This window comes from Bradyrhizobium sp. Leaf396 (assembly GCF_001424605.1).
Lineage (GTDB): Bacteria > Pseudomonadota > Alphaproteobacteria > Rhizobiales > Xanthobacteraceae > Bradyrhizobium > Bradyrhizobium japonicum_C.
Genome location: NZ_LMQJ01000012.1, coordinates 216,735 through 241,885, shown reverse-complemented (window position 1 = coordinate 241,885; position 25,151 = coordinate 216,735). Strand labels below are relative to the sequence as shown.

Sequence of the window (25,151 nt, the reverse complement as noted above, 5' to 3'; positions counted from 1 at the left end):
ATCGCCCCTTCGCGTCGTCCGGAATGACGATCCTGGGCAGCCACTATCTTCACCGCAGCTTCAGCGTCGACAAGCCGGCAAGTGCCAGCATCACAGAGATGATCCAGAAGCGGATCACGATCTGCGGCTCGGTCCAGCCGAGCTGCTCGAAGTGGTGATGGATCGGCGCCATGCGGAAGATGCGTTTGCCGGTGAGCTTGAACGACACGACCTGGACGATGACGGAGACCGCCTCCAGCACGAACAGGCCGCCGATCACCGCGAGCACGATCTCGTGCTTCACCGCGACCGCGATGGCGCCGAGCATGCCGCCGAGCGCGAGCGAGCCGGTGTCGCCCATGAAGATCGAGGCTGGCGGCGCGTTGAACCAGAGGAAGCCGAGCCCGGCGCCGAGTAGCGCGCCGCACAGCACCGCGAGCTCGCCGGTACCGGCGACATATTTGATCTGCAGATAATCGGCGAACACCGCGTTGCCGGCGAGATAGGCGATCATCGCAAAGCTCGCGGTCGCGATCATCACGGGCACGATGGCGAGGCCGTCCAGACCGTCGGTGAGATTCACCGCATTGCCGGCACCGACGATGACGAAGGCGCCGAACACCACGAAGAACCAGCCGAAATGCAGCACGGTGTCCTTGAGGAACGGAATCGTCAGCGCTGTCGAGGCGGGATCTCGGTTCAGCCGCACCAGGGCGTAGCAGGCGACCAGCGCGATCACCGCCTCGATCAGCAGGCGGAGCTTGCTGCCGAATCCGGTCGTGGTCTGCTTGGTCACCTTGAGGTAATCGTCGTAGAAGCCGACGAAGCCGAAGCCGAGCGTCACCGCCAGCACGATCCAGACATAGGGGTTGAGCGGATTGGCCCACAGCACGGTGCCGACCGTGAGGCCGGACAGGATCATCAGCCCGCCCATGGTGGGCGTGCCCTTCTTGGCGAGATGCGATTGCGGACCGTCGGTGCGGATCGGCTGGCCCTTGCCCTGGCGGATGCGCAGATGATCGATGATCCAGGGCCCGAACAAGAATACGAACAGCGCGCCGGTGACGACGGCGCCGCCGGTGCGGAAGGTGATGTAGCGGAAGACGTTCAGGAAGGTGCGAACGGCACCGAAGCCCGGAAATGTGTTGGAGAGCTCGATCAGCCAGTAAAACATTCAGACGGTCCTATGGCGCCTTTGCACACGCGGCCTTGGCCTTCTTGTAAGCCTCGCGCCTCGCGCGCATTCGCTGGTCTTCATCATCGGGCGGGCGCGATCTCGGGGATAACGCACGGCTTGGTGCCGCAAGGGTGGGATTCGAACGGCGCCTTCCAAGCAGTTTACGCCTTTGCCTGCAAGGCGGCCACCAGCCCCGGCACAAACTTGTTGACCCAGAACATCTTCTTGCTGCCCTTGACAACCACGACGTCGCCTGCCTTCAGCAGGCTCGCGACCTCGCTGGGCTTCAGCGTGGCGGGATCGTCATGCCAGCCGAGGCCCTTGCCGGCCGGGAGCACATCATAGAGGTGGCGCATCAGAGCGCCGACGCAGTAGACGGCGTCGATGCCGTCGAGATATTTGGCGAGGCCGGTGTGGTAGCTTGGTGCGTCCTCGCCCAGCTCCAGCATGTCGCCGAGAACCGCGACGCGGCGGCCCTCGCCCATGTGGCGGGCCTGGAGACTTTGCAGCGCAGCCGCCACGCTGGCCGGATTGCCGTTGAAGCTATCGTCGATCACGGTGATATCACCGACGGTCTGCTCGACGCCTCGGCCGGTCATGATGCCGACGCGGTCGAGCTTGATCGCCAGCGTCGCAACGTCGAGATGCGCAGCATGAACGGCGGCGAGCGCGGCCAGCGCATTGTGGACCCGGTGCGGCGCGCCAGGGGTGAGGCTGAAGGCGATCTCCTTCTTGCCGATCGCCGCGACGACCTGCCAGCTCTCGCCGTGGGGCGCGTGCGCGACCTCGTGCACCTCGGCATGCTCGCCGCCGAAGCGCACGACCTTGCCCTTCCACTCGGGCGCCTTGAGCCCGGCGGGCAGCACCAGCACACCGTTCTCGGGCAGGCCGAGCGAGATCGACACCTTCTCGCGCCTGATGGCCTCGAGCGAGCCGAGCTTTTCCAGATGCACCGGCTGGACGTTGACGACCAGCGCGACCGTCGGCTGCGTCAATTCGCTGAGCCGCGCGATCTCGCCTTGCTGATTCATGCCCATCTCGACGACCCAAAGGCTGGCGTCTCGCCTGGCGTTGCACAGCGTCAGCGGCACGCCCCAGAAATTGTTGAAGCTCGACGGGCTGGCATAGGCGTTCGGATAGGCCGCCAGGAACTCCTTGGTGCTGGTCTTGCCGGCGCTGCCGGTGAGGCCGATCACCGGCCCTTTGAAGCGCGCGCGTGCGGCACGTGCAAGGCGCCACAGGCCATCGATCAGCGTATCCTCCACGACGATCTGCGGAACGCGGATGCCTGGGATCTCGTGCGGCACGATCATCGCGACCGCGCCTGCGGCTTCGGCCTTGTCGGCGAACTCCCAGCCATCGCGCGCGCTGGCGAAGGCGGAGACGAAGCCGCCGCTCGGCGTCCCGCTCAGCGCGACGAACAGGCTGCCCGGCTTCACCAGGCGGCTGTCCTGCGTGACGAAGTCAATGGGCACGTCCGGAAACGATCCGGTAGCGCCAAGCGCCCGCGCGACTTCGGCAATCGTCCATATTGGCGCGCTCATGCAACCCTCGACGCTAATGCGGCGGCAACCGCCTCGTGATCACTGAAGGGCAGAACCTCCGTGCCGACGATCTGTCCGGTCTCGTGGCCCTTGCCGGCAATCAGCAATGCATCGCCCTCCTGCAAGTCCTCGATCGCAGCGCGGATCGCAGCAGTGCGGTCGCCGATCTCGCGGGCGCCCTTCGCGGTGGCGAGGATCGCGGCGCGGATGGCTTCCGGCTTCTCGCTGCGCGGATTGTCGTCGGTGATGATGACGCCGTCGGCGTTTTCGGCCGCGATCTCGCCCATGATCGGACGCTTGCCGGCATCGCGGTCCCCGCCGGCGCCGAACACGACGACCAGCCTGCGCTTGGCATAGGGACGCAGCGCCTGCAGCGCCTTCGCGAGCGCATCCGGCTTGTGCGCGTAGTCGACGAAGATCGGCGCGCCGTTGCGCTCACCGACGCGTTCGAGCCGGCCCTTGGCGCCTTCGAGATGTTCGAGGCACGCAAACACGTTTGCGGCATCGCTGCCGGTGCCGATCGCAAGGCCGGCCGAGACCAGCGCGTTCTCGATCTGGAATTCGCCGACCAGCGGCAGCCGGACGGCAAAGCGCTTGCCGCGATGCTCGAGCGTGAGCTCTTGCGAGAAACCTTCGACCACGGCCTCGGTGAGACGGATGCCCTCGCCTGCCGCATCGCCGTTGCGGCCCACCGCCATCACGCGCAGGCCGCGCGCCTTCGCCGCCTCGATCGCTTCGGTCGAGCAATCATGATCGGCCGAAATCACCGCGGCGCCACCCGGCGGCACCAACTCGCGGAACAAGCGGAGTTTGGCCGCGAGATAATGCGCAACGGTCGGATGGTAATCCATGTGGTCGCGCGAGAGGTTGGTGAAACCGCCGGCGGAGACGCGGACGCCGTCGAGGCGGTACTGGTCGAGCCCGTGCGACGACGCCTCGAAGGCGAGATGCGTGACGCCCTCGCGCGCGATCTCATCGATCTGCCGGTGCAGCCCGATCGGATCGGGCGTCGTCAGCGAGCCGTAGACGGTGCGTTTGGACGAGACGAGGCCGATGGTGCCGATGCTGGCGGAGGCATGCCCCAGCCGCTCCCAGATCTGACGTGTGAACGCTGCGACCGAGGTCTTGCCGCTGGTTCCGGTCACCGCGGCAATCGTGGCGGGCTGCGCCGGGAAGAACCTTGCCGCAGCCAGCGCCAGCGCGCGGCGCGGATTGGCCGCCGCGATGAACGGCACCTTCGTCGCCGCAGGCGCATGATCGCCAACGATTGCGATCGCGCCAGCGGCAATTGCGGCGTCGATGAAGCGCGCGCCGTCGGTCTTGCTGCCCGCAAGCGCGAAAAACAGATCACCCGGCTTGACCACGCGGCTGTCGAGCGCAAGCCCGCCCACCTCGAGCCCCGCAACAGCGGGCTCGATGGCGGCATCATGGCCAAGAACATCCTGGCCTAAGAGGTCGCGCAGCTTCATGGTCTTCCAGTCGACATGCCCCTGCCGGAAGGCCGATTCCCGAGGAATTCCGACTCAGCAGGGGCGATGGCCATCCCGGTTGATTACTGGGTTGTCCTGGATGCTGCAAGAATAAGGCGTTCGGCCGGAGGCAGCTCAAACCGCGGCTCGATGCCCAGAAGCGGCGCGATCCGCTCGATCACCTTTCCGCCGGTCGGCACCGCGTTCCAGCCCGAGGTGATGAAACCATGCGTTTCGGGCAGCGCCTGCGGCTCGTCCAGCATGATCAGGACGTGATATTTAGGATCGTCGCAGGGCAGGACGGCGGTAAAGGAATTGAGCACGCGCTTCTTGGCATAGCGCCCGTTCACGACCTTCTCCGACGTGCCGGTCTTGCCGCCAACGTAATAACCTTTGACATCTGCCTTTCTCGCAGAGCCGACTTCGGCATTGAGCCTCATCAGAAACCGCATCTTGTCGCTGGTGTCCGGCTTGATCACGCGCTTGGCCATCGCCATGGCTTCGGCTTCGCTGCGCTTCAAGAATGTCGGCGGAATCAAATAGCCGCCGTTCACCAGCGCGTTGATGCCCATCACGGCCTGCAGCGGTGCCACCGAGAGCCCCTGGCCGAACGCGGCGGTGACGGTGTTCAGCTCGCTCCAGCGTCGCGGCAGCAGCGGCGCCGCGCTCTCGGGCAATTCGGTACGCAGCCGCGTCGTCTGGCCCATCTTGGCGAGGAACGCCTTGTGCGCCTCGACGCCCTGGTTGAGCGCGATGCGCGCCGCGCCGATATTGGACGAGTAGGTGAACACTTCCTTGGTGTTGATGAAGCGCCCGAGCGGATGACTGTCGTGAATCGTGAACTTGCCGTAGTGCAGGTTCCCGCGCGCATCCCACATCGAGTTCAGATTGATCTTCCCGGAATCGAGGCCCATCGCCAGCGTGAACGCCTTGAAGGTGGAGCCCATCTCGTACACGCCGGTGGTCAGGCGGTTGATGCGATCCGGGTCGTGCGCTTCCTTCGGATTGTTGGGATCGAAATCCGGCAGGGACACCATCGCCACGATTTCTCCCGTCTTGACGTTGGAGACGAGGCCGGAAGCGGCCTTGGCGTGGAACTTGTCCTTGGCCTTGAGCAGTTCGTCGCGCAGCGCGTGCTCGACGCGCAAATCGACCGAAAGCTCGATCGGCTTCTGCAGGCGGTCGGTGGCAAAGCCGGCGCGGTGGAGATCGGCCAATCCCTGGTTGTCGAGCCACTTCTCCAGGCCGGCAATGCCCTGGTTGTCGATATTCACGAGACCGATGAGGTGGGCGACCTCGTTGCCGGTCGGATAGACGCGCTTGTTCTCACGCAGGAAGCCGATGCCTGGAATGCCGAGCTTGTGGACGGCCTGCTGCTGCGCCGGCGTCACCTCGCGCTTCAGCCAGACGAAGCCCTTGCGCGTCTTCAGGCGCTCGCGCACCTCGGCCTCGTCGAGGTCGGGAATGGTCGCGGTCAGGAGCTCGATCGCCTCATCCTTGTCGATGATGCGACGCGGCTCGCCGAAGAGGCTCGCCGCCTTGACGTCCGTCGCCAGAATGGCACCGTTGCGGTCGACGATGTCGGGCCGAGCGGTCGCAACCACCTCCTGCGCCGCGGCGCGGCGCGCCCCGTGGGCGTCGGCGCCGATCGCGAACATCACGAGCCGGCCTCCGATCAAGGCGTAGATCGAGGCGAAGGCGACCATCGCAAGTCCCACGCGCGCGCGCGCCTTGGCGGTGCGATCGACATTGCGCCCGTACAGCACGCTGCGGATCAGCCGCTGCCGCCAGGGTTCATTCGACTTCTCGGTCGATCTTGCAGGCGTTGCAGGGCTCATTGCCTGTCCTCGGGTTGAGGCACGGAGCCGGTCACCGTGTCAGGGTCGCTAGCGGCTTCGATGGCGTTGAGCATGGCCCCGATCGGATCGGGCTCGCCCGGCCTGAACATCCGTAGCGGGCGCTCCGGCAGATTCTTCAGCGAGTCGTATTGCGTGCCATTGACCGGCTTGAGGTGCAGATGCCGGTCGGACAGGCCCTGCAGGCGATGCGGGGCATCGAGCTTGGCCCACTCGGCCCGCAGTGCCGCGATCGCGTCGCGCTCCTCGCGGATCTCCGCACGCAGACGCAGTACCTTTTCGGTGCGCGCGGTGGAGTCCATCTTGATCCGGTAGACATGGGCCGCCGCGAAGATCAGCGCGCCGATGACGAGGAGGTGGATGATGCGCATGCGCTAGCCGCCCCTCATCACGTCCGAGAGTTTCGGCCAGGACGATGCCCCGTCGGTCGCGTGCGCCGGCGCCGAAGTGCGCTCGGCGGCGCGCAGCTTTGCGGAGCGTGCGCGCGGATTTTGCGCCACCTCGTCCTCGCCGGCGACGACCGGCCGCCGCGTCAGCAGCTGGAAGCTCGGCGCGATCTGGGCAACTTCCGGCAGATGCCGCGAACCGCCGCCCGTCTTGGAACGCTCGCCGAGGAAATTCTTGACGATGCGGTCTTCCAGCGAATGGAACGAGACGACGACGAGGCGACCACCGGGCTTGAGGACGCGCTCGGCCGCGGCGAGCGCCGTCTGGAGTTCCTCGAGCTCCTCGTTGACGAAGATGCGCAGTGCCTGGAACGTCCGCGTCGCCGGGTGAATGTCCCCGGGCTTCGACCGCACGACCCTGCCGACGAGATCAGCAAGCGCGCGCGTGGTCGTGAACGGGGTCTCCTGACGGTCCGCGACGATGGCGCGGGCGATGCGGCGCGAATGCCGCTCCTCGCCGAAGAGATAGATGATGTCGGCAAGATCGCTTTCGGAGGCGCGCGCGACGACGTCCGCCGCAGTCGGCCCTGTCTGCCCCATCCGCATGTCGAGCGGACCGTCGAGACGGAACGAGAAGCCGCGGCCGGCCTGGTCGAGCTGCATCGAGGACACGCCGACATCCATCACGACACCGTCGATGGTCTCGAAGCCGAGCGAAGCGCAGACGTCGGCAAGGTGGGAGAAACGGTCCTCGACCAGCGTCAGCCTTCCGGCGGAACTCTTGACCAGCTCGGCACCACCGGCAATCGCGGTGCGGTCGCGATCGATGGCGATGAGTCGGGTTCCCGGCACGTCCAGAATCGCACGGCTATAGCCGCCGGCACCAAAAGTGGCGTCGACGTAGACGCCGCCCTCGCGCGGGGCGAGATACGCGACGGCCTCACGGCCAAGAACGGGAACATGAGGAGTCGAGCTCATGCGCGTGACCTGAGGATCGCCAAGCCTGACACCCAAGCGAGATCGGCGTGGAACAAGCCCATAACGCCTCGAATGATTGCGCGTCGCGGCGGTTCCACGACAAACCCCTTGTCCAGCATGGTTACCGAGCCCGATCGTCCCGGGCCGCAAACCCAGTGTTCCCAGCAGAATTTGTCGGGCAGCCATGGGATTTCGAGCCAAATACGCTTTGGCCGCCTCCGGACGCGGGTCGGCTCTTCATCCCTCAGTAACGGTCCTTAGCGTTAAGAAAGCGTTGCTCGACTCGTCACAAGTGGAAAGGTGAAGAAAGGGTGATGCTTCATCCACACACATCGCCAAAATGAATCCGTTAACCGCGCCGCGCGATTGCGCGCGATGGACGGTAAAGGAATAGTAAAGAGAAGCGCTTGCCCGCTCTCCATCCACTTGAGCTGTTTATGCCGTCCGGTTCGTCCACGCCGTCTGGATCTGATTCGAAGCGTCCCCGCGTTCTCCCGGTTCCCAAGACCGTGGCGAACGTGCGGACGTTCGAACCCGACTCCTCGATCGTCTCGGACATCATTCCGTCGCCCAATTACGGCGAGCGCAACAAGGGACGGCAGCCCGATATGATCGTGCTGCATTACACCGGCATGCCCGATGTCGAAGGCGCGCTGGCGCGGCTGTGCACGGCGGGCACTGAAGTGTCGGCGCATTACGTCGTGCTGGAGGACGGCCGTATCGTGCAATGCGTACCCGAGGCCAAGCGCGCCTGGCACGCAGGCGTCTCCTCCTGGGCCGGCGAGGACGACATCAACTCGTGCTCGATCGGCGTCGAGATCATCAATCGCGGACATGATTGGGGCTATCCGGAGTTTCCGCTGCGCCAGATCGCGGCCGTGATCGCGCTGTGCCGCGGCATCATGCTCCGCCGCAAGGTGCCGGCCCACCGGGTGCTCGGCCATTCCGACGTCGCGCCCGCCCGCAAGAAGGACCCCGGCGAAAAGTTTCCGTGGCATTCGCTGGCCAATTCCGGCGTCGGCCACTGGGTCACGCCAGCGCCGATCGTCCGGGGCGAAACTCTGATGCTCGGCACCATCAGCGACGCCGTGCTGAGCCTGCAGCAGGCGCTGGCCAGATATGGCTATGGCGTGCCGCTGAACGGCAAATACGACGCCGCGACGATGGAAGTCGTCACCGCCTTTCAGCGCCATTTCCGTCCGGCGCGGCTCGATGGCGTCGCGGATCATTCAACGCTGTCGACGTTGCAGGCCCTGCTGGCAAGTCTGCCGCAAGACGCGACAAGTGTCGCGTCGAAGTGACGGGATCGCCGAACGCTGCATCATGACGGGAGCTCTTGCGACGGCTGGGCGCGTCGCGATCTCGACTTGACGAGACTGTCACGAAGCCCCATGCGTATTCCGTCAGTCGGCCGGACGGCCGCTCCGGCAAGTGCCGAAAGGCCGCCGGGGAGGAAAGTCCGGGCTCCCTTGACATGCGGTGCCGGATAACGTCCGGCGGGGGTGACCCCAGGGAAAGTGCCACAGAGAACGAACCGCTTCCTCCTCCGAGGAAGTAAGGGTGAAAAGGTGCGGTAAGAGCGCACCGCGGTTCCGGCAACGGGGCCGGCATGGCAAACCCCACCGGGAGCAAAACCGAATAGGGACGGCATAGCGGGCTGTTCGCGCAAGCGATAACGCCGCGGGGCGATGTCAGGCCCGCCGTCCGGGTAGGTTGCTCGAGGCCATGTGCAAACACGGTCCCAGAGGAATGGCCGTCACGTATCGTTCGCGCAAGCGGGCGGTGCCCTACAGAACCCGGCTTACAGGCCGGCTGATGTTCTAAGGCGTTTTCGAGCGACGTGGACTTCCGGTTCGCGTGAGGAAAACGCGTCTTGCTGACGAAGCAGCGAGGGGTTCGGTGCCAACCGCATCGGACCCCTCACCATTTTCACCGAGCGCGCAAAATACCAGTGTCGTGCGCACCACGAGCCCCGGAATGACGGCCGCTGGCTAAGCGACGATCTTCTCCAATACCGCCATCAGCGCCTGCGGCGCGGTAACATTCGGCGCATGGCTGGCGTCGAGCTCGAAATAGCGCCAGCCGTGCTCGTTCTTCGTCCGCCTCGCAAACTGTCCGAACACGTCGCCCGGCGGAATGCGCGTGCAATAGATGTAGCTGCGCGGCATCGCCGGCTCGCCGTGTTCGAGCCGCAAGCGCGCCTCGAAGCACTTGATCGGCATCGGGACACGGCGCGCGTTGAGCCAGTCGAGATCGGCTTGCGGTGTGTCCCGAGGCGGCGGGTTCGGCGCAATGCGATAGCCGTCGCCGTCTGCAACCGCCTTGCGCATCGGCTCGCGCCCGCTTTCGTTGAGATCGAACAGCGACTGGCCGTCGCGCGGCACGAAGGCGTCGAGATAGATCAGCTGAGTCACGCGCTCGCGCATGCGATCAGCGACGCCGGTCGCGACCATGCCGCCATAGCTGTGGCCAAGCAGAACGATGTCGCTCAAATCCTCGAAGGCGATGACGTTGAGGATGTCCTGGATGTGCGTATCCAGGTCTATCGCGGGACTTGCGAGATGGGCGCGCTCGCCGAGCCCGGTGTAGGTCGGCGCCACCAGGCGGTGCCCGGCTTGTGCCACCAGCGGATGCATCTTCTTCCAGGCCCATCCGCCGGACCACGCGCCATGACAGAGCAGGAAGGTCTTCGCGCGTGCGGCCATCGGCGTTTCCATCGTTCTTGGTTGTGCGATGGAGTGTAGCGGCCGGGCGCACGCCGCTCAGGCCGCGCGCGTATCCGCTTTGACCAGCACCGGTGCAAGCTCGCCGCCCTCGCGCCGCAGCTTGCCCGCCTCGAAACCGTGCATTCCGAGCTGCCATTGCAACCCGACGATGGCGCCCTTGGTCGGCTGCAGAAGTGCGAGCGAGGCGATCAGCGTCACCGGGAGCCACACCGCGAGCTGGAGCCATTCCGGCGGCGCGTAGGCGGTCTCGACCGCGAGGATCCCCGGCACCACGAGATGGCCGACCACGACCATCACGAGATAGGCCGGAAAGTCGTCTGCGCGCTGGTGAAACAGCTCCTCGCCGCAATGATCGCAGGCGTGAGCCACTTTCAGGAAGCGGCCGAACATGTGCCCCTCCCCGCAATTGGGACATTTGCCGCTGAATCCGCGCCACATCGCCTTTGCCAGGGAGACTGTCGCCATGACCACACCTCTTCCTTTTCGATGATCCATACAATAATGTCTTGTATCCATACATTCAAAGGATATGGGCCTGATTTGCATGGGCTGGATCCCTACAATCTCCGAACTCTCGGGTCCGCGCTACCAGCGCATCGTCGAGGCCATGGAGGCCGACATCGCTGCCGGCCGGCTGGTACGGGGCCAGCAGCTCCCGACGCAGCGCGCGCTCGCAAAAGCACTCGGCATCGACCTCACCACGGTGACGCGCGCCTACACCGAGGCGCGGCGCCGCGGCATCATGGAAGCCCGTGTCGGCCAGGGCTCGTTCGTTTCGGAGACCAGCGCGCGCCGCTCGGTCGACCTGCCGCATCCGGTCTCGATCGACCTCTCGATGAACGTACCGCCGCATCCGCTCGAGGCGCAGCTCGACGAGCGCATCACCGCGGGCATGGAAGCCATCCGCGCACAATCGGGCCTGACCGCCTATCTCAATTATCAACCGCCCGGCGGCAGCCTCCATGAACGCGAGGTCGCGGCGCGCTGGCTGCGCACCCGCGTTCCGCACGCGCAGGCCGACAGGCTCGTGATCTTTCCCGGCGCACAGACGATCCTCTTCAGCCTGCTCGCCCAGCTCGCGCGGCCCGGCGAAACCGTACTGACCGAAGCCCTGACCTTTCCCGGCGTCAAGGCGGCCGCCGCGCGGCTCGGCATCAAGCTGGTCGGCGTCGCCATGGATGAAGCCGGCATCCTTCCCGACGCGCTGGCCAAGGCGTGCCGCACGCACCGGCCGAAGGCCGTCTATCTGATTCCGACGCTGCACAATCCAACCACCGCAACGCTTTCCGACGAACGCCGTGGTGCCATTGCAAGGATCGTTCGCGACACCGGTACGATCCTGATCGAGGACGACGCCTACGGCCTGCTCGACCGCTCGGCCTCGCCGATCGCAAGCCTCATTCCGGAGCGGACATACCTTGCGACCACACTATCAAAATGCATCGCGCCCGCGCTGCGCGTTGCCTACCTTCTGACGCCCGACAGCGGCGCGCAGCGGGACATGCGCATGTCCTTGCAGGCGACCGTGCAGATGCCTGCGCCGCTGATGGTGGCGCTGGTGACGCATTGGATCGAAAGCGGGATTGCCGATCGCATCATCAGCGCCATTCGCAGCGAGGCGATCGGCCGTCAGCAGCTCGCGCAACGCACGCTGAAGGGTTTTCAATTGCTGGCCAAGCCTGCCGCACATCATCTGTGGCTGCGGCTGCCCGAGGGCCGGCTGGACATCGCGGCAGATCTCCTGCGAAACGGTCTTGCCGTCGTCGCAGGCGATGCCTTCACCGTCGACGGGGCACCGCCGCATGCGGCACGTGTCTCGCTGGGCGCGGCACGGAACAGATCGGAATTGACGGAGGCGCTGCGCATCCTGATCGGCGCGCTGCAGAAGCCGGCCGACACGAGGCAGATCGTCTAGATCATCGACGATGACGGCGGTGGCCGGAGCGCACCTCCGGTGTCATCGATGACGGATGGGCCTGCGATGCATACGCATCGGCAGGCATCCCCCGCTGGCCAAGAGCCGCACGCGCCGCCGGCGTGAGCTGGCCGCCATTCAGGACATCGCGGTCAGGATGAGCGGCCTGATAGGCCGCAGGCTCGGAAAACTGAGCCAGGGCCAAGGTCGGCGCCAACGCCACCGCGAGCAGCGCGGCTGCAGCGGCAATCCTGGTAAGGGTCATCGCCGTTCTCCATATCGCCTACAGGACTGGCCGATCCGGACGAATGATCGCATCGGGTGGTCCGAGGATTGAAGTACGGCCGTCATGTAGGCGCGTCTTTCGCGAATGCCCGAACCCCGCAGATCACGCTTGCGTGCAGCATGGATTGACCTGCAAGGCAGCAGGCATGTTATGCGAGCGCTGGCGATCACCACTCGGGATCGTCCCTTGCGACAAGGCTAATCTGTTGGAAACGCTCACCTACATCCTGCTGCTGTTCGGCGCTCTCGCCGGCGGCTTCGTGTCGGGACTTGCCGGGTTCGGCACCGCGCTGATGGCGCTCGGCATCTGGCTCTACGTCCTGCCGCCCTCGCTGGCGGTACCGCTGGTGCTGATCTGCTCGGTGATTGCGCAGACCTCGACGCTGCCCTCGATGTGGAAGAGCTTCGATCTCTCGCTGGTCTGGCCGTTCCTGATCGGGGGCCTGATCGGCGTACCGCTGGGCACCATGATGGTCGCCTCGGCCGATCCGAAAGTGTTCAAGCTCAGCGTCGGTGTGCTGCTCCTGCTGTTTTCGAGCGCGCTGTACCTCAACAAGCGGCCGCTCGCCTTCAAGTTCGGCGGCCGGATCGCGGATGGTGCGATCGGCTTTGCCGGCGGCATCCTGGGCGGACTCGCCGGCCTGTCGGGGCCGTTGCCGATCCTGTGGGCCAACATCCGCGGCTGGAACAAGCACGAACGACGCGGCATCTTCCAGCTCTTCAATTTCACGGTGCTCGCCACCGCGCTGGTGCTGCAGACGGCATCGGGCCTGGTCGAACTGAAAGTGGTCTGGCTCGCCCTGGTCGCCTTTCCGGGCACCCTGATCGGCACATGGACCGGCGCGCGCGTCTATCACGCCCTGAGCGACAAGCACTTCGGCGACGTCGTGCTTGGCCTGTTGTTCCTCTCGGGGCTCGGTCTCGTCTGGAACAGCCTGGGCACGCAGTAAAGCGCGATGACATGAGGATCGTCATCGCGCTTTCTCATTCCCACCTCCGGCAGCGGCGCGTCGGAAGATTCGCCCCGCCGCCGGGGCCTCATTCCGCTGCCGCGATCCGTCCGAGCTCCACCACCTGGCGCTCGAACAGGCCGCGATAGATGCCGCCCGGCCTGGCTGCGAGCATCGCATGCGTGCCTTGCTCGACGATCTCGCCGCGGTCGAACACCAGGATGCGATCGAGACTCTTCACGGTCGACAGGCGATGGGCGATCACGATCGAGGTGCGGCCGTTCATCAGCCGCTCCATCGCCTCCTGGATCAGCGCCTCCGATTCCGAATCCAGGCTTGAAGTCGCCTCGTCCAGGATAAGCACCGGCGCATCCGCAAGGAAGGCGCGCGCCAGCGCGACACGCTGACGTTCGCCGCCCGACAGCTTCACGCCGCGCTCGCCGACCAGCGTGCCATAGCCCTTCGGCAGGCGCAGGATGAAGTCGTGCGCGTTGGCTAGCCGCGCCGCCTGCTCGATCGCCTCGAGGCTGGCGCCGGGCCGGCCATAGGCGATGTTCTCGGCGAGCGAACGATGGAACAGGATCGGCTCCTGCTGCACGATCGCGATCTGGCTGCGCAGCGACTGCTGCGTGGCCAGCGCGATGTCCTGCCCGTCGATCAGCACGCGGCCGCCGGTGACGTCGTAGAGCCGCTGCACCAGCTTGACGAAAGTGGTCTTGCCGGAGCCGGAGCGGCCGACGAGCCCGACCCGCTCGCCGGCGCGGATCGTCAACGACAGCCCGTCATAGAGCGGCGCGCGATGGCCGCCATAGTGGAACGTGACGTCGTCGAACGCGATCTCGCCGCCTTCGATCGAGATCGGCCGCGCGTCGGGCGCATCGGCAATTCCGATCGGCTCGTCATGGATCGCCACCAGCTCGTCCATGTCGTTGACCGAGCGCTGGAGGTTGTTGATGTGCATGCCGACGTCGCGCAAGTACGCGTGGATGACGTAGTAGCTCGTCAGCACATAGGTGACGTCGCCGGGCGAGGCGTGACCCGACATCCACAGCAGCACCGACCCGCCGATCACGGACGCGCGCAGGCACAGCAGCAGGGACAGCTGCGCCATCGCCGTGTAATTGTAGCGATACCAGGTCCGCCGCACGCGCACGCGCCAGCGGTTGATGACGCGGGCGAGCCGCGTGTCCTCGCGCAGCTCCGCGCCGAAGGACTTCACCACGGCATTGCAGGTCAGCGCATCCGCAAGCGTACCACCCACCTTGGTGTCCCAGGCATTGGAGACGCGTGCGGCCGGCGCAATGTAGCGGGTCGAGAACACCACAGTGATCGCGACGTAGACGATCGCCCCGACCGCGATCACGACGCCGAGCGAGGTCCAGTGCATGCCGACCAGGATCATCGAGCCGACCAGCACCAGCAGCGAGGGCGCCAGCGCCATCAGAATGGTGTCGTTGAGCAGGTCGAGCGCCCACATGCCGCGGGTGATTTTGCGCACGGTGGATCCGGCGAAGGAGTTGGCGTGCCAGTCGGTCGAGAAGCGCTGCACGCGCGTGAACGCGTCCTGCGCAACATCGGACATGATCTTCAGCGTGAACGGCACGATGGCTTGAAGACCGACGAGCCGCAGCACCATCGAGGCCGCGCCCAACGCCACGATGGCGCCGAACGCGACCAGCGCGGCGTGCCGCGCATCGGGGTCGGACGGGCCTCGCGTCAGCGCATCCACCAGATGCCCGGAGAATACCGGCATGAACAGGTCGGCAATGGTCGCACCCAACAGGCCGCCGGCCACCACGAGGCCGCGCCCGGGCTGCTTCAGCCAGTGCCGGAATACGAAGGGCAGCACCACGCGAATGGCGGCAGGCTTTTTTGACAGAGCGGTCATGACATCATCCGGCCGCGCGCGCGGGCCGGCTCCATCGATGGACGCAGACCGGCCGCGAGGGCCCGGACGGCGTCACTCAAAACTGACTTTGACTTGGGGAGCGGAGCGATCGGGACGCCTGGTCTGAACCTCGGCCCAATCGAAGCTGGCGGAAGAGGCCTCTAGCAGGCCGCGTACATTCCGAGCCGAGCGATCATCGAGCGCGGGCGTACGATCTGCGAATGCGACGAAATCATGCAAATCCCTCCCGGTCCGAATGAATGAGGTGCGCTTTATAGATGTGCCGTTTTCGATTGGCAACGGGGCTCGCGCGAGATCACGCACGAGTGTTGCAGATGGGTACGCAGGCCTTCGCCACGCTCAAGCTCGGATCGCGCCCCTAATGCGCGTCGCCGCCGGCGCCGAACGGCGAAGCCGGTCTGTCCAGCAGCGCGACCAGCAGGCTGAGGCCGAGATAGAACACCGCCAGGATGAGGAACGCGTCGCCGAAGCTCATCACCACGGCCTGGCGATGCACGATCTGGCTGAGCTGCTTCATCGCCATCAGCGCGGAATCGCCGAGCCCCTGGAACTTCTGCATGAACATGGTCAGGGTTTCGGTCGCGGTGGCATTGCCCCAGGTCACGCGCTCCTGGAGGCGCGCGATGTGCAGGTCGGTACGATCATTGAGCACGGTGTTGATGACGGCGAGGCCGACCGCGCCGCCAAGATTGCGCATCAGGTTGAACAGGCCGCTCGCGTTCTTCACTTTCTCGGGCGGCAGCGTGCCGAGCGCGACGTTGTTGGTCGGCACCATCGCGAACATCATGCCGATGCCGCGCAGGATCTGAGGCACCAGCAGCTCGTAGAAGTCGTAATCCCGGGTCATCCACGTCATCTGGTAGGAGCCGATCGCGAACACGATGAGGCCGAAGGCGATCATGTAGCGCATGTCGACCTTCGCCATGAGGCGGCCGACCAGCGGTGCGACCAGGAACATGGTGATGCCGGAGACGAACATGGTCTCGCCGATCATCAGCGCGCTGTAGCCCCGCACCTCGGCGAGATAGCGCGGATAGATGTAGGTCAGGCCGTAGAGGCCGATGCCGATGCAGAATTGCAGCGTGCATCCGACGGCGAAATTGCGATCGGAGAAGGTGCGCAGATTGACGATCGGCTCGGCCGCCGTGAACACGCGCCAGAAGAAGGCGACCGCGGAGAGCCCGCAGATCCAGGCGCAGATCGCGACCGAGGTATCCTGCATCCATTCATATTGCGGTCCTTCCTCCAGCACATATTCCAGCGTGCCGAGGAAGCCGGCCATGAACAACAGCCCCCACCAGTCGAAGCGGTCGAGCAGTTCGAAATGCGGCTCGTCGAAATCGACCAGAGCCAGCACGCCGATGGTGATGCCGATACCGGGCACGACATTGATGAAGAACAGCCAGTTCCACGACATCAGGTCGGTGATGTAGCCGCCGACCGTCGGGCCGATGGTCGGGGCCAGCGTCGCGACCAGTCCGATGATGGGCCCGACGATGTGGAACTTGGTGCGCGGGAACACGGTGTAGGCCGAGGCGAATACGGTCGGGATCATGCCGGCGCCGAGAAAGCCCTGGAGCGCGCGCCAGAGGATCATCTCCTCGATCGTCGTGGCGAGGCCGCAGAGCAGGCTTGCGGCGGTGAAGCCGGCCGCCGAGATCGCGAACAGCAGTCGCGTGCCGAAGGCCCGCGACAGGAAACCCGAGAGCGGGATCGCGATCACCTCGGCGATCAGATAGGCGGTCTGAACCCAGGAGACCTCGCTGGAGCTCGCCGACAATCCGGCCTGAATCTCGCTGAGGGAGGCCGACACGATCTGGATGTCCAGGATCGACATGAACATCCCGAACACCATGATGATGAACGCGAACAGCCGCTTCGGCGCGATGCGGTCCGAGGCGGGATGCGCTATCACGGCAGATGAAGCGGTGGCGGCGTCGGCCATCGTCCGATCTCGCAGGCTCGGGTCGGCTACTGCGGATGAACCGTGGGATCGTCGAGATCGACCTCACTGTCGGCGTCGGCGGCGCCCTTGTTGGTGTCGACGATCGCATACACCGACATGCCGGCGCGGAGCAGGTTCTGCTTCGCCACCGATTTCGGCACACGGATGCGGACCGGCACGCGCTGCACTATCTTGGTGAAGTTGCCGGTGGCGTTATCGGGCGGCAGCAGCGTGAACACCGAGCCCGCGCCCGCGGCGATGCTGTCGACGACGCCGGAGAACTTGCGCATGCCGTAGGCATCGACCTTGATCGTCACCGGTTGACCGGGCCGGATGCGCTTGAGCTGCGTCTCCTTGAAGTTGGCGTCGATGTAAACGTCGTCGAGCGGCACGATGTTGCCGAGGCGCTGGCCGACCGCGACGAAATCGCCCGTGTTGACGAGGCGATTGGAGAACGTGCCGTTGACCGGCGCGCGCACCGCGGTGAAGCCGAGGTCGCGCTCGGCCTTGGCGAGCGTGGTCTTGAGCTCGGCGAGCTGAGCCTGGGCTTCGGCCTGCTGCGCCTTGGCGACATCGACATTGCTGACGGCGACGTCGTAGGCAGCCTGCGCGGCCTTGACAGCGGCGGCGCCCTGATCGCGTCCGGCTTCCGAGCTCTCGAAGGTGGCGCGCGAGGCGAAGCCCTTGCTGCTCAGCGCTTGCTGGCGCTCGTAGTCGAGGTCGGCGCGCTTGAGGCCTGCCTGCGCCGAGACGAGCTGGGCCTTCGCCTGCGCAACCTGGCTGTCGAGCGCGGCGACCTGGCGGCCGATGCGATCGATGGTGGCTTGCTGAGTGGCGATCTTGCTCGCGGCGGCTTCGACCGCGATCTTGTAGTCGCCGTCGTCGATGCGGAAGACGATGTCGCCGGCGCGGACCGACGTGTTGTCGCCGGGGAGGATCGAGGCAATGTGGCCGGAAACGCGCGCGCCAAGCATGGTGTTGTTGGCGCGGACATAGGCATCGTCGGTGGAGATATAGAAACGTCCGACCAGCGTGTAATAGCCGGCATAGCCCGCAACAGCGAGCGCAAGGAGGAGGCCGACGCCCATCAGGACGAATTTGCGCTTGCCGGATCTCGGAGCGCCGGCGGCGGGCGCATCTGGCGCGGATGCAGCCGGCTTGTCGGTCACGGGCTTTTCCGGCGTCTCCGGAGGCGGCCGTCTCGCGTCCTCGGCGACATGAGTGCGCAACTGCTCGGCAGGGGGTGCGGATGCCTCCGACGCGACATCACCGCTCGACTGCTCCTCCGCCACTTCCTGGCGAAGGACGCGCGCCGTCTGGTCTCTCGATACGGCCATAACGGCCTCCCCCAAAATATACGCAACCGAGGTCGACCGTGCTTGCGGCCGGTTCCTCGCTCATTCCAAATATCATTGACCGAACGGTTCGGTCAATATACATATCAAACTCGGACTGGACCCTAGTGGGTCGACCTTTCGTTGGCGCTTCACAGTTCAACATCCCGGCCAGAAATCTTCCGAGACCCTAAACCAATGGTTGTAGCCAGCGACGAACATCTGCACGTCGTCCAAGATGAGGACAATTCCAAGCGCCGCCAGATCCTGGACGGTGCCCGCAAGGTGTTCATGGACCTGGGTTTCGACGGCGCCAGCATGGGCGAGATCGCCCGTGCCGCGCAGGTCTCCAAGGGCACGCTTTACGTCTACTTCGCCGACAAATCCGCGCTGTTCGAAGCCATCCTCGAACAGGAGGCACTCCGGCACGGCCAGGTCGTGTTCAATTTCGATCCTGCGCGAGATGCCGAGACGACGCTGAAGGAGTTCGGCCTCGCCTACCTTCAGCTGGTCTGCCGGCCCGGCGGCGGATCGGCGATCCGCACCGTGATGGCGATCGCCGAGCGCATGCCCGATGTCGGCCGCCGCTATTATGCGCGCGTGCTGGACAAGTCCATCAACCGCCTCTCCGGTTATCTCAAGGCCCGCGTCGCCGCCGGCGAGCTTGAGATCGGCGAATGCGATCTCGCCGCCTCGCAGTTCATGGAGCTGTCCAAGGCTTCGCTCTTCCTGCCCTTCGTGTTCCAGGCCGCACCCGCGCCGTCGGAACAGCGCATGACCGAGGTGGTCGAGAGCGCGACGCGGATGTTCCTGGCCGCATACCGGGCCAGATAGCACCGACGAGCCACGCGTTGCACGGGCCGGCCGCGCGACACTATATTGCGGTCATGTCTCGTGATCTTCGCCCGCCGGTCGATATCCTCCACTACGAGATCGTCCAGGAACAGGCCTCCGCGCTTGGACGGATGGGCCGCACACTCGAACAGGCGCTGACGCGTTTGCGTGAGTTCGACGCCGTGCACGCAGCCACCGAGTTGCCGCCCTCAATGCAATCGGCCAGGCGCAAGCTGGTGGTGGAAGCTGGCCAGGCCCTGTGGATGTTCGTGGTGCAACGCGAGGCGTCCGGCCTGCGCGACAGCCGCCATATCATGCGCACCTACAACGTCCCAAGCGAAGTGCAGCGGTGCATGGGGCTGGCGCCCACGCCATCGAAGCCGGCCTCGACGTGACGCCGGCTGCGGCCCTCAGTCGGTGATCTGCTTCCTCAACGCCGCGAGATCGTTGACCACCATCTTGGTCGGACCGGTCGAGATGATGCCGTCGTCCTGCAGACGGTTGAGAATCAGGCTGATCGACTGCCGCGTTGCCCCGATCATGCGCGCGAGATTGGCCTGCGTGATGCGGCCGAGCGAAATGGGGCCACTCTCGTCCTGCGCGGCATTCTCGCACATCTTCACCAGCAGGAGCACCAGTCGTTCCGCGGCTTTCTGCCCCGCCAGCGTCTGGGCCAGCATGGAATAGGTCTCGCCCTTGAAGCCGAGACACTCGATCAACGCCACGGCGAACGATGGCGACTGCGCGATCAGCCGACGGATCGCATCCTGGTCGAGATGCAACGCTTCGACCCGGCCGAGCGCGCGCGCCGACCAGCTATGGCGGTGATCGCCAAGGATGTAGGGTGCGCCCACGAAATCGCCGGCCTCCCAGGTCGACAGCATCAATTCGCGGCCCTGCGTCCCGGAATGGGTGCTTTCGACGATGCCGCTCAGGATGATGTGGATGCCGCTCGCGGGCTCCCCCTCTCGCAGCAGGTATTGGCGGTTCCGGTAGCTGGCCAACCTGCCGGTCCGCATCACCAGATCCAGATCGGGCTTATCCAGCGTATTCAGCACATATCGTCCGGTCCCGGCCCTTCGCTGTTCGGCACACGGCTCACCTGGATCGGCCACCTCATGGGCATGACTGCGCCCCACGCTCGGTCTCCCTTCGAGTGACGGCTCGAAGGCTAGGAGGTCTCCGGTCGGATTGCAACGCGGCGCAAATGCTCAAGCCTGGGCTGCCGCTCCCATGAACGCGCAGGCGAGGTCGGTGAGCAGACGCTCCCTCCCCGCCGGCGCCAGAAACGTCACGCCGTAGGGCACGCCGGCCCCGGTCACCGCGTGCGGGACCGCGACTGCCGCGAGCCCGAGCGGATTGGCGTAGTTGGTGTAGTAGCCATTGTTGAAGTTGGCCGTCAGCGGATCACGCGCGACATCATCGATGCTGAGCACGGTTCCGACCGTTGGCACGATCAGCGCATCGTGGTCTTGCCAGAAGTCCCTCAACGCGTGTTGGACCTCCTTGACCTTGTAGAGAGCGCGGTAGGCATCGGCTGCGGACAACGTCCGGCTGCCGAGGACGAGATCGCGCACGATCTTGACGCCCACACCGGGATTTGCGTCGAGGAACGCGCCGACCGAGACATCCCGCTCGGCCAGGAACGGCCCGAAGAACATCAGATCGTTGATCGAGGTGAACGGCGAGAAATCAACCGGTGCGGCCGGCATGTCGATCTGCCGCAACCGGCGAAGTCCATCGCCGAACAGACTTTCGGTCTCGGGATTGCCAAAGAATCTGAGCTGATCGAGGCGCGGCATCGCGATGCGAAACCGCCGCGCGGGCGGCCGCTGCTCCGCCCAGCCTGGAAAGTCGAGCGGCGAGAAGCAGTCGTCGGCATCGCGCCGCGCCAGAACGCGATAGATCTCGTAGCCGTCGCGCGGCTCGCGCGTGTAAAGCGAGATCGTGTCGAAGCTTCGGCAAGCATAGACCATCCCGCGCTGGCTGAAGGCTCCGGGCGCCGGCTTGAAGCCCGTAACGCCGCAATAAGACGCCGGCACCCTGCCCGATCCGCCGGTGTCGGTGCCGAAGGCAAAGGACGATGTGCCGGTTGCGACCGACACCGCGGCCCCCGAGCTGGAGCCGCCCGGAATGTAATCCGGATTATGCGGGTTGCGGGCGATACCGTAGGGCGAGCGCACGCCGACGAGGCCGGTCGCGAACTGGTCCATGTTGGTCTTTCCGACATAGATCGCCCCGGCGGCAATCGCGTCAGCGACGACAGGACTCGTATCCTTCGCGAGGTAGGCAAACTCCGGACACGCCGAAGTCGTCTGCTCGCCTGCGACATCGATGCAGTCCTTCACCGAGAAGATGAGTCCGTAGAGAGGCAGCCTGTCGATCTCGTCGATACGCGCATCGAGCGCGCGCGCCGCGGTCATGACATTGTCGGGATGGGCGGTCGATATCCATACCCCGCTCTGATCGGCGCCGCTCAGGCGCGACAGCACATGCGCCGCGACATCGGAAGGCTTGAGCGCGCCGCTTCGATAGGCGGCGCGGAGTGAGCCTGGCGAGACATCCATGTCAGCGGCCGATCACCTTCTCGAGATAGGCCGGCTGGATGAAGGCCTCGAAGCCGGCGCGCGGCAACAGCTTGGGCAGGCGCTCCTGCTTGACCAGGAAATCCGCGGTCGCGACCAGGGTATCGACGAACTCGCCTTTCTTCGCGGATGTACCGAGATACTGCTCCGTAAGCTGCTTGTCGCAGGGCACCATTCCGGTGCCCTTCATCATGCGGGTTGCGTCCTCGAGCGGCAGCGAGAGCTCCTCCGCAATGATCTCGGCCGTTTTCTCCGGATTCTTCAGCCAGAAATCGATGCCTTCGCATTCAGCCTTGACGAACTTCTCGACGTAGGACGGATACTTCTCCGCGAACGCGTTCATGACGACCCCGATGTCCCAGGTCGGGTAGCCGCGCCTCGCCATGTCGCCCGAGGTGACGAGGATCTTGCCGCCGTTCTTCACGGCCTTGTCCAGGTTCGGCTCCCAGAACCATGCGGCGTCGATGTCGCCGCGAAGCCAGGCGGCGGCAATGTCGGACGGGGCAAGGTCGATGATCTTCATCGAGGCAGGGTCGACGCCTTCGTTCTTCAGCGCCTGGAGCAGCAGGTAATGTGTGGTCGAACCGAAGGGGGCAGCCACGGTCTTGCCCTTCAGGTCCTTGAGCGAAGTGATGTTCTTGTCTGCGCGAACCACCATCGACTCGACATAGTCGAGCATGTTGATCACCAGGATGCCCTTGATCGGGAGCCCGCGGGTCGCGCCGATAGCGGTCGGCGGATTGCCGAGACCACCGAAGTCGACGTCGTTGCCCGCGATTGCGCGCAGCATGTCGCCGCCGCCGCCGACCTTGACGTATTTGATGTCGACGCCGGGCATCTCCTTGGCGAGCAGGCCGAGATGCTTGGTGACAAGCTGCGCATTCACCAAATTCAGGTAGCCGACCGTCACCTTGGGCGGCTTGTCCTCGGCGCGAGCCGTGGCGGTGAAAGTCAACGTAGCAAGTGCAAGCGCGGCAACAAGTCTCTTCATGTCGATCTCTCCTAGATCATCAGGTTCGGGCCCACGGCATCAGTAATTTGGCGATCGCGCGCATCATCAGGTCGAGCACGACACCGGTCAGGCCAAGCACGATCAGGCCCATGATCACGACGTCGGACAGCAGGAATTTTGCGGCATCCCAGATCATCCAGCCGATACCGGCCGAGGCCGCGACGATCTCGGCGGCGACGAGGACGGTGTAGGTGAAGCCGAGTGAGATGCGCATGCCGGCCAGGATCAGTGGCCCCGCTGCCGGTAGATAGACGTGGAAGAGCAGATGGCGGCGTGTGGCGCCGAGCGATTGCGCGGCACGCACGTAGACCGGATCGACGCTGGTGACGGCCTGGATCGTCGAGATCACGATGCCCGGCAAACCTGCAAGGAACAGCAGCGACAGCTTGGAGCTTTCGCCGATGCCGAGCCACATCACAAGGAGCGTGTAGAGCCCTAGTGGCGGCAACGGGCGATAGAACTCGATCAACGGATTGAGCAACCCACGTGCATTCCTCGAGACCCCCATGAGAACGCCGAGCGGAATGCCGACCAGACAGGCCAATGCGAAGGCCACGAGGATGCGATAGAGGCTGGCGCCGAGATGCTGGAGCAGCGTGGTCCCCTGATAGCCCTTCGTCATGGTCTTGACGAACGCGGCCCATACCGCCTGCGGCTTCGGCAGGAATAGCTCGTTGGCCCAGCGGATCTCTGTGACGATGATCCATGTGGTCAGCAACACGGCGACGGTGAGCGTCGAGAGCAGCACCGACCGCGAGACGTTCGGCATCCTCAGGCTGCCTCGCCGCGTGCGATCGGCCGAGATCGGCATGGCCATGGGAGCTGCCTCGACGCTCATGCGCGCACTCCCAGGATCTGCATGATGGTCAGCGCGTAGATTCGGGTCGCCATCACCGACTTGGTAACCGAGATGTTCTCGTTGTCGACGGCCCAACCATCCTCGCCGGGACCAAAGGTCACCGCGTTGATCCCGGCTTCGCGGAAGCGGATGGTGTCGTTGAAGGCGTTCTTGCGATTGACACCGGGCTCACGCCCCATCAGGCGCCGGTAGACCGCGCGAAGAGAGCGGCAAGGCTCCTCTTCGACGGGCACCGGTTCGGTCGCGTTGACGAACAGCGAGCCGGGCACTTGGCGGACCTCGACCTCGACGTCGTTGACACCAGCAAACGTCTGTTGCCCCAGGCGCTCGATGTCGGAAATGACGCTGCCGAGGGTCATGCCCGGCACAATGCCGACCACCGCGAGCGTGATCGTGCAGGCATCGGGGGAGAATTGCATCTCTCCGGGAAGACCACCACGGATGCGCACCACGGAGCAACATGGCGGCGTGTGCCCCATGAACTTGCTCGGCACATGCGTGAAGGCCATCTCCTTCAGCCTCGGCAGCAGCTTCCCCGCTTCCATGATGGCGTTGACGCTGATGTCGGGCCGCCAGATATGCGACTTGATCCCTCGGACCGTCACCTCGACCAGGCAATGGCCGGAGTTGGCCACCGAGAGGTTCATGCCCCAGTCCTTGCCGACATCACCCCAAGCCGTCGGCTCTGCGGTGATCTCGTAGTCGGCGGTGAGGCCGACCTTCTCCAGCATATAAATCGAGCCCTCGGTGCCGTTGCGTTCCTCGTCGACGGTGTAGCAGCACATCAGCGTGCCATCGAACTTCACGCCTTCTTCGATCAGGGCCTGCACCGCGAGCAGTGATGCCGCAAGATTGCCGCGGGTATCGGAGGTGCCGCGCGCATAGAGTCGGTCGCCATGCCGCGTCGCCTTGAACGGATCGAAATCCGTCATGTGCCATTTCTCCGGCTCGACGACGGGATAAGTATCGAGATGATCGTTCAAGATCAGCGAGGGCGCGCCCTCCCGCCCCTTCAGCACGCCGAGCACGTTCGGCCGGTGCGGCTGCGCGCTGTGCTTGGTGACGACCATGCCGAGGGCTTCGAGCTTGCCCGCAACCAGCATTGAGATCGCCTCTTCCTCGGCGGGCGGCAGATCGGGATCGAGCGGATTTCCCGAGCGCGGCTGCCCGGTGCGGATCAACTCCGATGCGAGTTCGAGCCAGCGCTCCTCCGTGATGCGCGACAGCACACGCTGCTCGAGATCGGAGTAAGGCGGTGTGACAGGCATCTGCATGACGGGTTCCGTTGGCTCACGGCGCCGGCCGCGCCGCTTCGTTGCAGCACCCTCATTGCAGCGAATGTGCCAACCGTCAGAAACCCCATTCGGGCAACGAATAGCGGTTTCAATTCAATGCCTTGGATGAAAAT

General features: G+C 65.1%; 22 protein-coding genes and 1 other RNA gene. 6 read left to right on the top strand and 17 right to left on the bottom strand.

Annotation, left to right across the window (positions count from 1 at the left end):
• Window positions 1-49 precede the first annotated feature (49 nt).
• The 6 genes from mraY to rsmH form a co-directional block, all read right to left on the bottom strand.
• Window positions 50-1,153: a phospho-N-acetylmuramoyl-pentapeptide-transferase gene (gene mraY, locus ASG57_RS14210; RefSeq protein WP_024339539.1), complete on the bottom strand. Its 1,104-nt coding sequence runs from the start codon at window positions 1,151-1,153 to the stop codon at window positions 50-52.
• Between the two features lie 164 nt (window positions 1,154-1,317).
• Entirely contained in the window at window positions 1,318-2,700 is a 1,383-nt protein-coding gene (locus ASG57_RS14205; RefSeq protein WP_057196570.1) for a UDP-N-acetylmuramoyl-tripeptide--D-alanyl-D-alanine ligase, read from the bottom strand.
• Complete coding sequence (locus tag ASG57_RS14200; protein WP_057196569.1) at window positions 2,697-4,169, bottom strand: UDP-N-acetylmuramoyl-L-alanyl-D-glutamate--2,6-diaminopimelate ligase; 1,473 nt, start codon at window positions 4,167-4,169, stop codon at window positions 2,697-2,699. Before ASG57_RS14200 ends, ASG57_RS14205 begins: the two co-directional genes overlap by 4 nt.
• An 83-nt stretch (window positions 4,170-4,252) precedes the next feature.
• Entirely contained in the window at window positions 4,253-6,007 is a 1,755-nt protein-coding gene (locus ASG57_RS14195; RefSeq protein ID WP_024339536.1) for a peptidoglycan D,D-transpeptidase FtsI family protein, read from the bottom strand.
• Window positions 6,004-6,396, bottom strand: a complete 393-nt coding sequence (gene ftsL, locus ASG57_RS14190; RefSeq protein WP_024339535.1) for a cell division protein FtsL — start codon at window positions 6,394-6,396, stop codon at window positions 6,004-6,006. Before ftsL ends, ASG57_RS14195 begins: the two co-directional genes overlap by 4 nt.
• 3 nt (window positions 6,397-6,399) lie before the next feature.
• Window positions 6,400-7,389 carry a 16S rRNA (cytosine(1402)-N(4))-methyltransferase RsmH gene (gene rsmH, locus ASG57_RS14185; RefSeq protein ID WP_057196568.1) on the bottom strand — a complete coding sequence of 330 codons (990 nt, stop codon included), beginning with the start codon at window positions 7,387-7,389 and terminating at the stop codon, window positions 6,400-6,402.
• A gap of 437 nt (window positions 7,390-7,826) precedes the next feature.
• Between rsmH and ASG57_RS14180 the strand changes: the two genes are divergently transcribed.
• The gene (locus ASG57_RS14180) at window positions 7,827-8,690 is read left to right on the top strand and encodes an N-acetylmuramoyl-L-alanine amidase (RefSeq protein WP_024339533.1); all 864 of its coding nucleotides are present in this window, start codon (window positions 7,827-7,829) and stop codon (window positions 8,688-8,690) included.
• A 102-nt stretch (window positions 8,691-8,792) separates the two neighbouring features.
• Window positions 8,793-9,209, top strand: an RNA gene (rnpB, locus tag ASG57_RS15055) — RNase P RNA component class A.
• Window positions 9,210-9,380: 171 nt separating this feature from the next.
• Here rnpB and ASG57_RS14175 read toward each other — a convergent pair.
• On the bottom strand, window positions 9,381-10,094 hold the full coding sequence (locus tag ASG57_RS14175) for an alpha/beta fold hydrolase (RefSeq protein ID WP_057196674.1): 714 nt from the start codon (window positions 10,092-10,094) through the stop codon (window positions 9,381-9,383).
• Between the two features lie 57 nt (window positions 10,095-10,151).
• Window positions 10,152-10,580: a DUF983 domain-containing protein gene (locus ASG57_RS14170; RefSeq protein WP_024339531.1), complete on the bottom strand. Its 429-nt coding sequence runs from the start codon at window positions 10,578-10,580 to the stop codon at window positions 10,152-10,154.
• Window positions 10,581-10,659: 79 nt separating this feature from the next.
• On the opposite strand from ASG57_RS14170, the gene ASG57_RS14165 reads away from it, so the two are divergent.
• Entirely contained in the window at window positions 10,660-12,030 is a 1,371-nt protein-coding gene (locus ASG57_RS14165) for an aminotransferase-like domain-containing protein (RefSeq protein ID WP_057196673.1), read from the top strand.
• A gap of 1 nt (window position 12,031) precedes the next feature.
• Here ASG57_RS14165 and ASG57_RS14160 read toward each other — a convergent pair whose 3' ends face one another.
• Window positions 12,032-12,295, bottom strand: coding sequence for a hypothetical protein (locus tag ASG57_RS14160; RefSeq protein ID WP_024339529.1), 264 nt, complete (start codon window positions 12,293-12,295; stop codon window positions 12,032-12,034).
• A gap of 226 nt (window positions 12,296-12,521) precedes the next feature.
• Between ASG57_RS14160 and ASG57_RS14155 the strand changes: the two genes are divergently transcribed.
• On the top strand, window positions 12,522-13,265 hold the full coding sequence (locus ASG57_RS14155) for a sulfite exporter TauE/SafE family protein (protein ID WP_024339528.1): 744 nt from the start codon (window positions 12,522-12,524) through the stop codon (window positions 13,263-13,265).
• A gap of 88 nt (window positions 13,266-13,353) precedes the next feature.
• Here the strand turns inward: ASG57_RS14155 and ASG57_RS14150 are convergent, their stop codons facing one another.
• The 3 genes from ASG57_RS14150 to ASG57_RS14140 form a co-directional block, all read right to left on the bottom strand.
• Entirely contained in the window at window positions 13,354-15,153 is a 1,800-nt protein-coding gene (locus ASG57_RS14150) for an ABC transporter ATP-binding protein (protein WP_057196567.1), read from the bottom strand.
• A gap of 379 nt (window positions 15,154-15,532) precedes the next feature.
• The gene (locus ASG57_RS14145; protein WP_024339526.1) at window positions 15,533-17,119 is read right to left on the bottom strand and encodes a DHA2 family efflux MFS transporter permease subunit; all 1,587 of its coding nucleotides are present in this window, start codon (window positions 17,117-17,119) and stop codon (window positions 15,533-15,535) included.
• Between the two features lie 26 nt (window positions 17,120-17,145).
• The gene (locus ASG57_RS14140; RefSeq protein ID WP_024339525.1) at window positions 17,146-18,456 is read right to left on the bottom strand and encodes an HlyD family secretion protein; all 1,311 of its coding nucleotides are present in this window, start codon (window positions 18,454-18,456) and stop codon (window positions 17,146-17,148) included.
• A 195-nt stretch (window positions 18,457-18,651) separates the two neighbouring features.
• Between ASG57_RS14140 and ASG57_RS14135 the strand changes: the two genes are divergently transcribed.
• Both ASG57_RS14135 and ASG57_RS14130 read left to right on the top strand, forming a co-directional pair.
• The gene (locus ASG57_RS14135; RefSeq protein ID WP_024339524.1) at window positions 18,652-19,287 is read left to right on the top strand and encodes a TetR/AcrR family transcriptional regulator; all 636 of its coding nucleotides are present in this window, start codon (window positions 18,652-18,654) and stop codon (window positions 19,285-19,287) included.
• 53 nt (window positions 19,288-19,340) lie between these two features.
• Window positions 19,341-19,682 (top strand): DUF6665 family protein, encoded by a 342-nt coding sequence (locus tag ASG57_RS14130; RefSeq protein ID WP_024339523.1) that lies wholly within the window; start codon window positions 19,341-19,343, stop codon window positions 19,680-19,682.
• A gap of 15 nt (window positions 19,683-19,697) precedes the next feature.
• Here the strand turns inward: ASG57_RS14130 and ASG57_RS14125 are convergent, their stop codons facing one another.
• The 5 genes from ASG57_RS14125 to ASG57_RS14105 form a co-directional block, all read right to left on the bottom strand.
• Window positions 19,698-20,426 (bottom strand): Crp/Fnr family transcriptional regulator, encoded by a 729-nt coding sequence (locus ASG57_RS14125; RefSeq protein WP_057196566.1) that lies wholly within the window; start codon window positions 20,424-20,426, stop codon window positions 19,698-19,700.
• A gap of 72 nt (window positions 20,427-20,498) precedes the next feature.
• Window positions 20,499-21,854 carry an amidase family protein gene (locus ASG57_RS14120; protein ID WP_024339521.1) on the bottom strand — a complete coding sequence of 452 codons (1,356 nt, stop codon included), beginning with the start codon at window positions 21,852-21,854 and terminating at the stop codon, window positions 20,499-20,501.
• A gap of 1 nt (window position 21,855) precedes the next feature.
• Window positions 21,856-22,863: a taurine ABC transporter substrate-binding protein gene (locus ASG57_RS14115; protein ID WP_024339520.1), complete on the bottom strand. Its 1,008-nt coding sequence runs from the start codon at window positions 22,861-22,863 to the stop codon at window positions 21,856-21,858.
• Window positions 22,864-22,882: 19 nt separating this feature from the next.
• Window positions 22,883-23,722: an ABC transporter permease gene (locus ASG57_RS14110; protein WP_082528947.1), complete on the bottom strand. Its 840-nt coding sequence runs from the start codon at window positions 23,720-23,722 to the stop codon at window positions 22,883-22,885.
• The gene (locus ASG57_RS14105) at window positions 23,719-25,017 is read right to left on the bottom strand and encodes a M20 family metallopeptidase (RefSeq protein WP_057196565.1); all 1,299 of its coding nucleotides are present in this window, start codon (window positions 25,015-25,017) and stop codon (window positions 23,719-23,721) included. Before ASG57_RS14105 ends, ASG57_RS14110 begins: the two co-directional genes overlap by 4 nt.
• Between the last annotated feature and the right edge of the window lie 134 nt (window positions 25,018-25,151).

Coding starts and splice junctions, on each gene's coding strand:
- ASG57_RS14115 (WP_024339520.1), bottom strand. CDS start 22,863: ATGAAGAGACTTGTTGCCGCGCTTGCACTTGCTACGTTGACTTTCACC.
- ASG57_RS14180 (WP_024339533.1), top strand. CDS start 7,827: ATGCCGTCCGGTTCGTCCACGCCGTCTGGATCTGATTCGAAGCGTCCC.
- rsmH (WP_057196568.1), bottom strand. CDS start 7,389: ATGAGCTCGACTCCTCATGTTCCCGTTCTTGGCCGTGAGGCCGTCGCG.
- ASG57_RS14160 (WP_024339529.1), bottom strand. CDS start 12,295: ATGACCCTTACCAGGATTGCCGCTGCAGCCGCGCTGCTCGCGGTGGCG.
- ASG57_RS14145 (WP_024339526.1), bottom strand. CDS start 17,119: ATGGCCGACGCCGCCACCGCTTCATCTGCCGTGATAGCGCATCCCGCC.
- ASG57_RS14140 (WP_024339525.1), bottom strand. CDS start 18,456: ATGGCCGTATCGAGAGACCAGACGGCGCGCGTCCTTCGCCAGGAAGTG.
- ASG57_RS14205 (WP_057196570.1), bottom strand. CDS start 2,700: ATGAGCGCGCCAATATGGACGATTGCCGAAGTCGCGCGGGCGCTTGGC.
- ASG57_RS14120 (WP_024339521.1), bottom strand. CDS start 21,854: ATGGATGTCTCGCCAGGCTCACTCCGCGCCGCCTATCGAAGCGGCGCG.
- ASG57_RS14200 (WP_057196569.1), bottom strand. CDS start 4,169: ATGAAGCTGCGCGACCTCTTAGGCCAGGATGTTCTTGGCCATGATGCC.
- ASG57_RS14165 (WP_057196673.1), top strand. CDS start 10,660: ATGGGCTGGATCCCTACAATCTCCGAACTCTCGGGTCCGCGCTACCAG.
- ASG57_RS14135 (WP_024339524.1), top strand. CDS start 18,652: ATGGTTGTAGCCAGCGACGAACATCTGCACGTCGTCCAAGATGAGGAC.
- ftsL (WP_024339535.1), bottom strand. CDS start 6,396: ATGCGCATCATCCACCTCCTCGTCATCGGCGCGCTGATCTTCGCGGCG.
- ASG57_RS14150 (WP_057196567.1), bottom strand. CDS start 15,153: ATGACCGCTCTGTCAAAAAAGCCTGCCGCCATTCGCGTGGTGCTGCCC.
- ASG57_RS14110 (WP_082528947.1), bottom strand. CDS start 23,722: ATGAGCGTCGAGGCAGCTCCCATGGCCATGCCGATCTCGGCCGATCGC.
- ASG57_RS14175 (WP_057196674.1), bottom strand. CDS start 10,094: ATGGCCGCACGCGCGAAGACCTTCCTGCTCTGTCATGGCGCGTGGTCC.
- ASG57_RS14170 (WP_024339531.1), bottom strand. CDS start 10,580: ATGGCGACAGTCTCCCTGGCAAAGGCGATGTGGCGCGGATTCAGCGGC.
- ASG57_RS14130 (WP_024339523.1), top strand. CDS start 19,341: ATGTCTCGTGATCTTCGCCCGCCGGTCGATATCCTCCACTACGAGATC.
- ASG57_RS14195 (WP_024339536.1), bottom strand. CDS start 6,007: ATGAGCCCTGCAACGCCTGCAAGATCGACCGAGAAGTCGAATGAACCC.
- mraY (WP_024339539.1), bottom strand. CDS start 1,153: ATGTTTTACTGGCTGATCGAGCTCTCCAACACATTTCCGGGCTTCGGT.
- ASG57_RS14105 (WP_057196565.1), bottom strand. CDS start 25,017: ATGCAGATGCCTGTCACACCGCCTTACTCCGATCTCGAGCAGCGTGTG.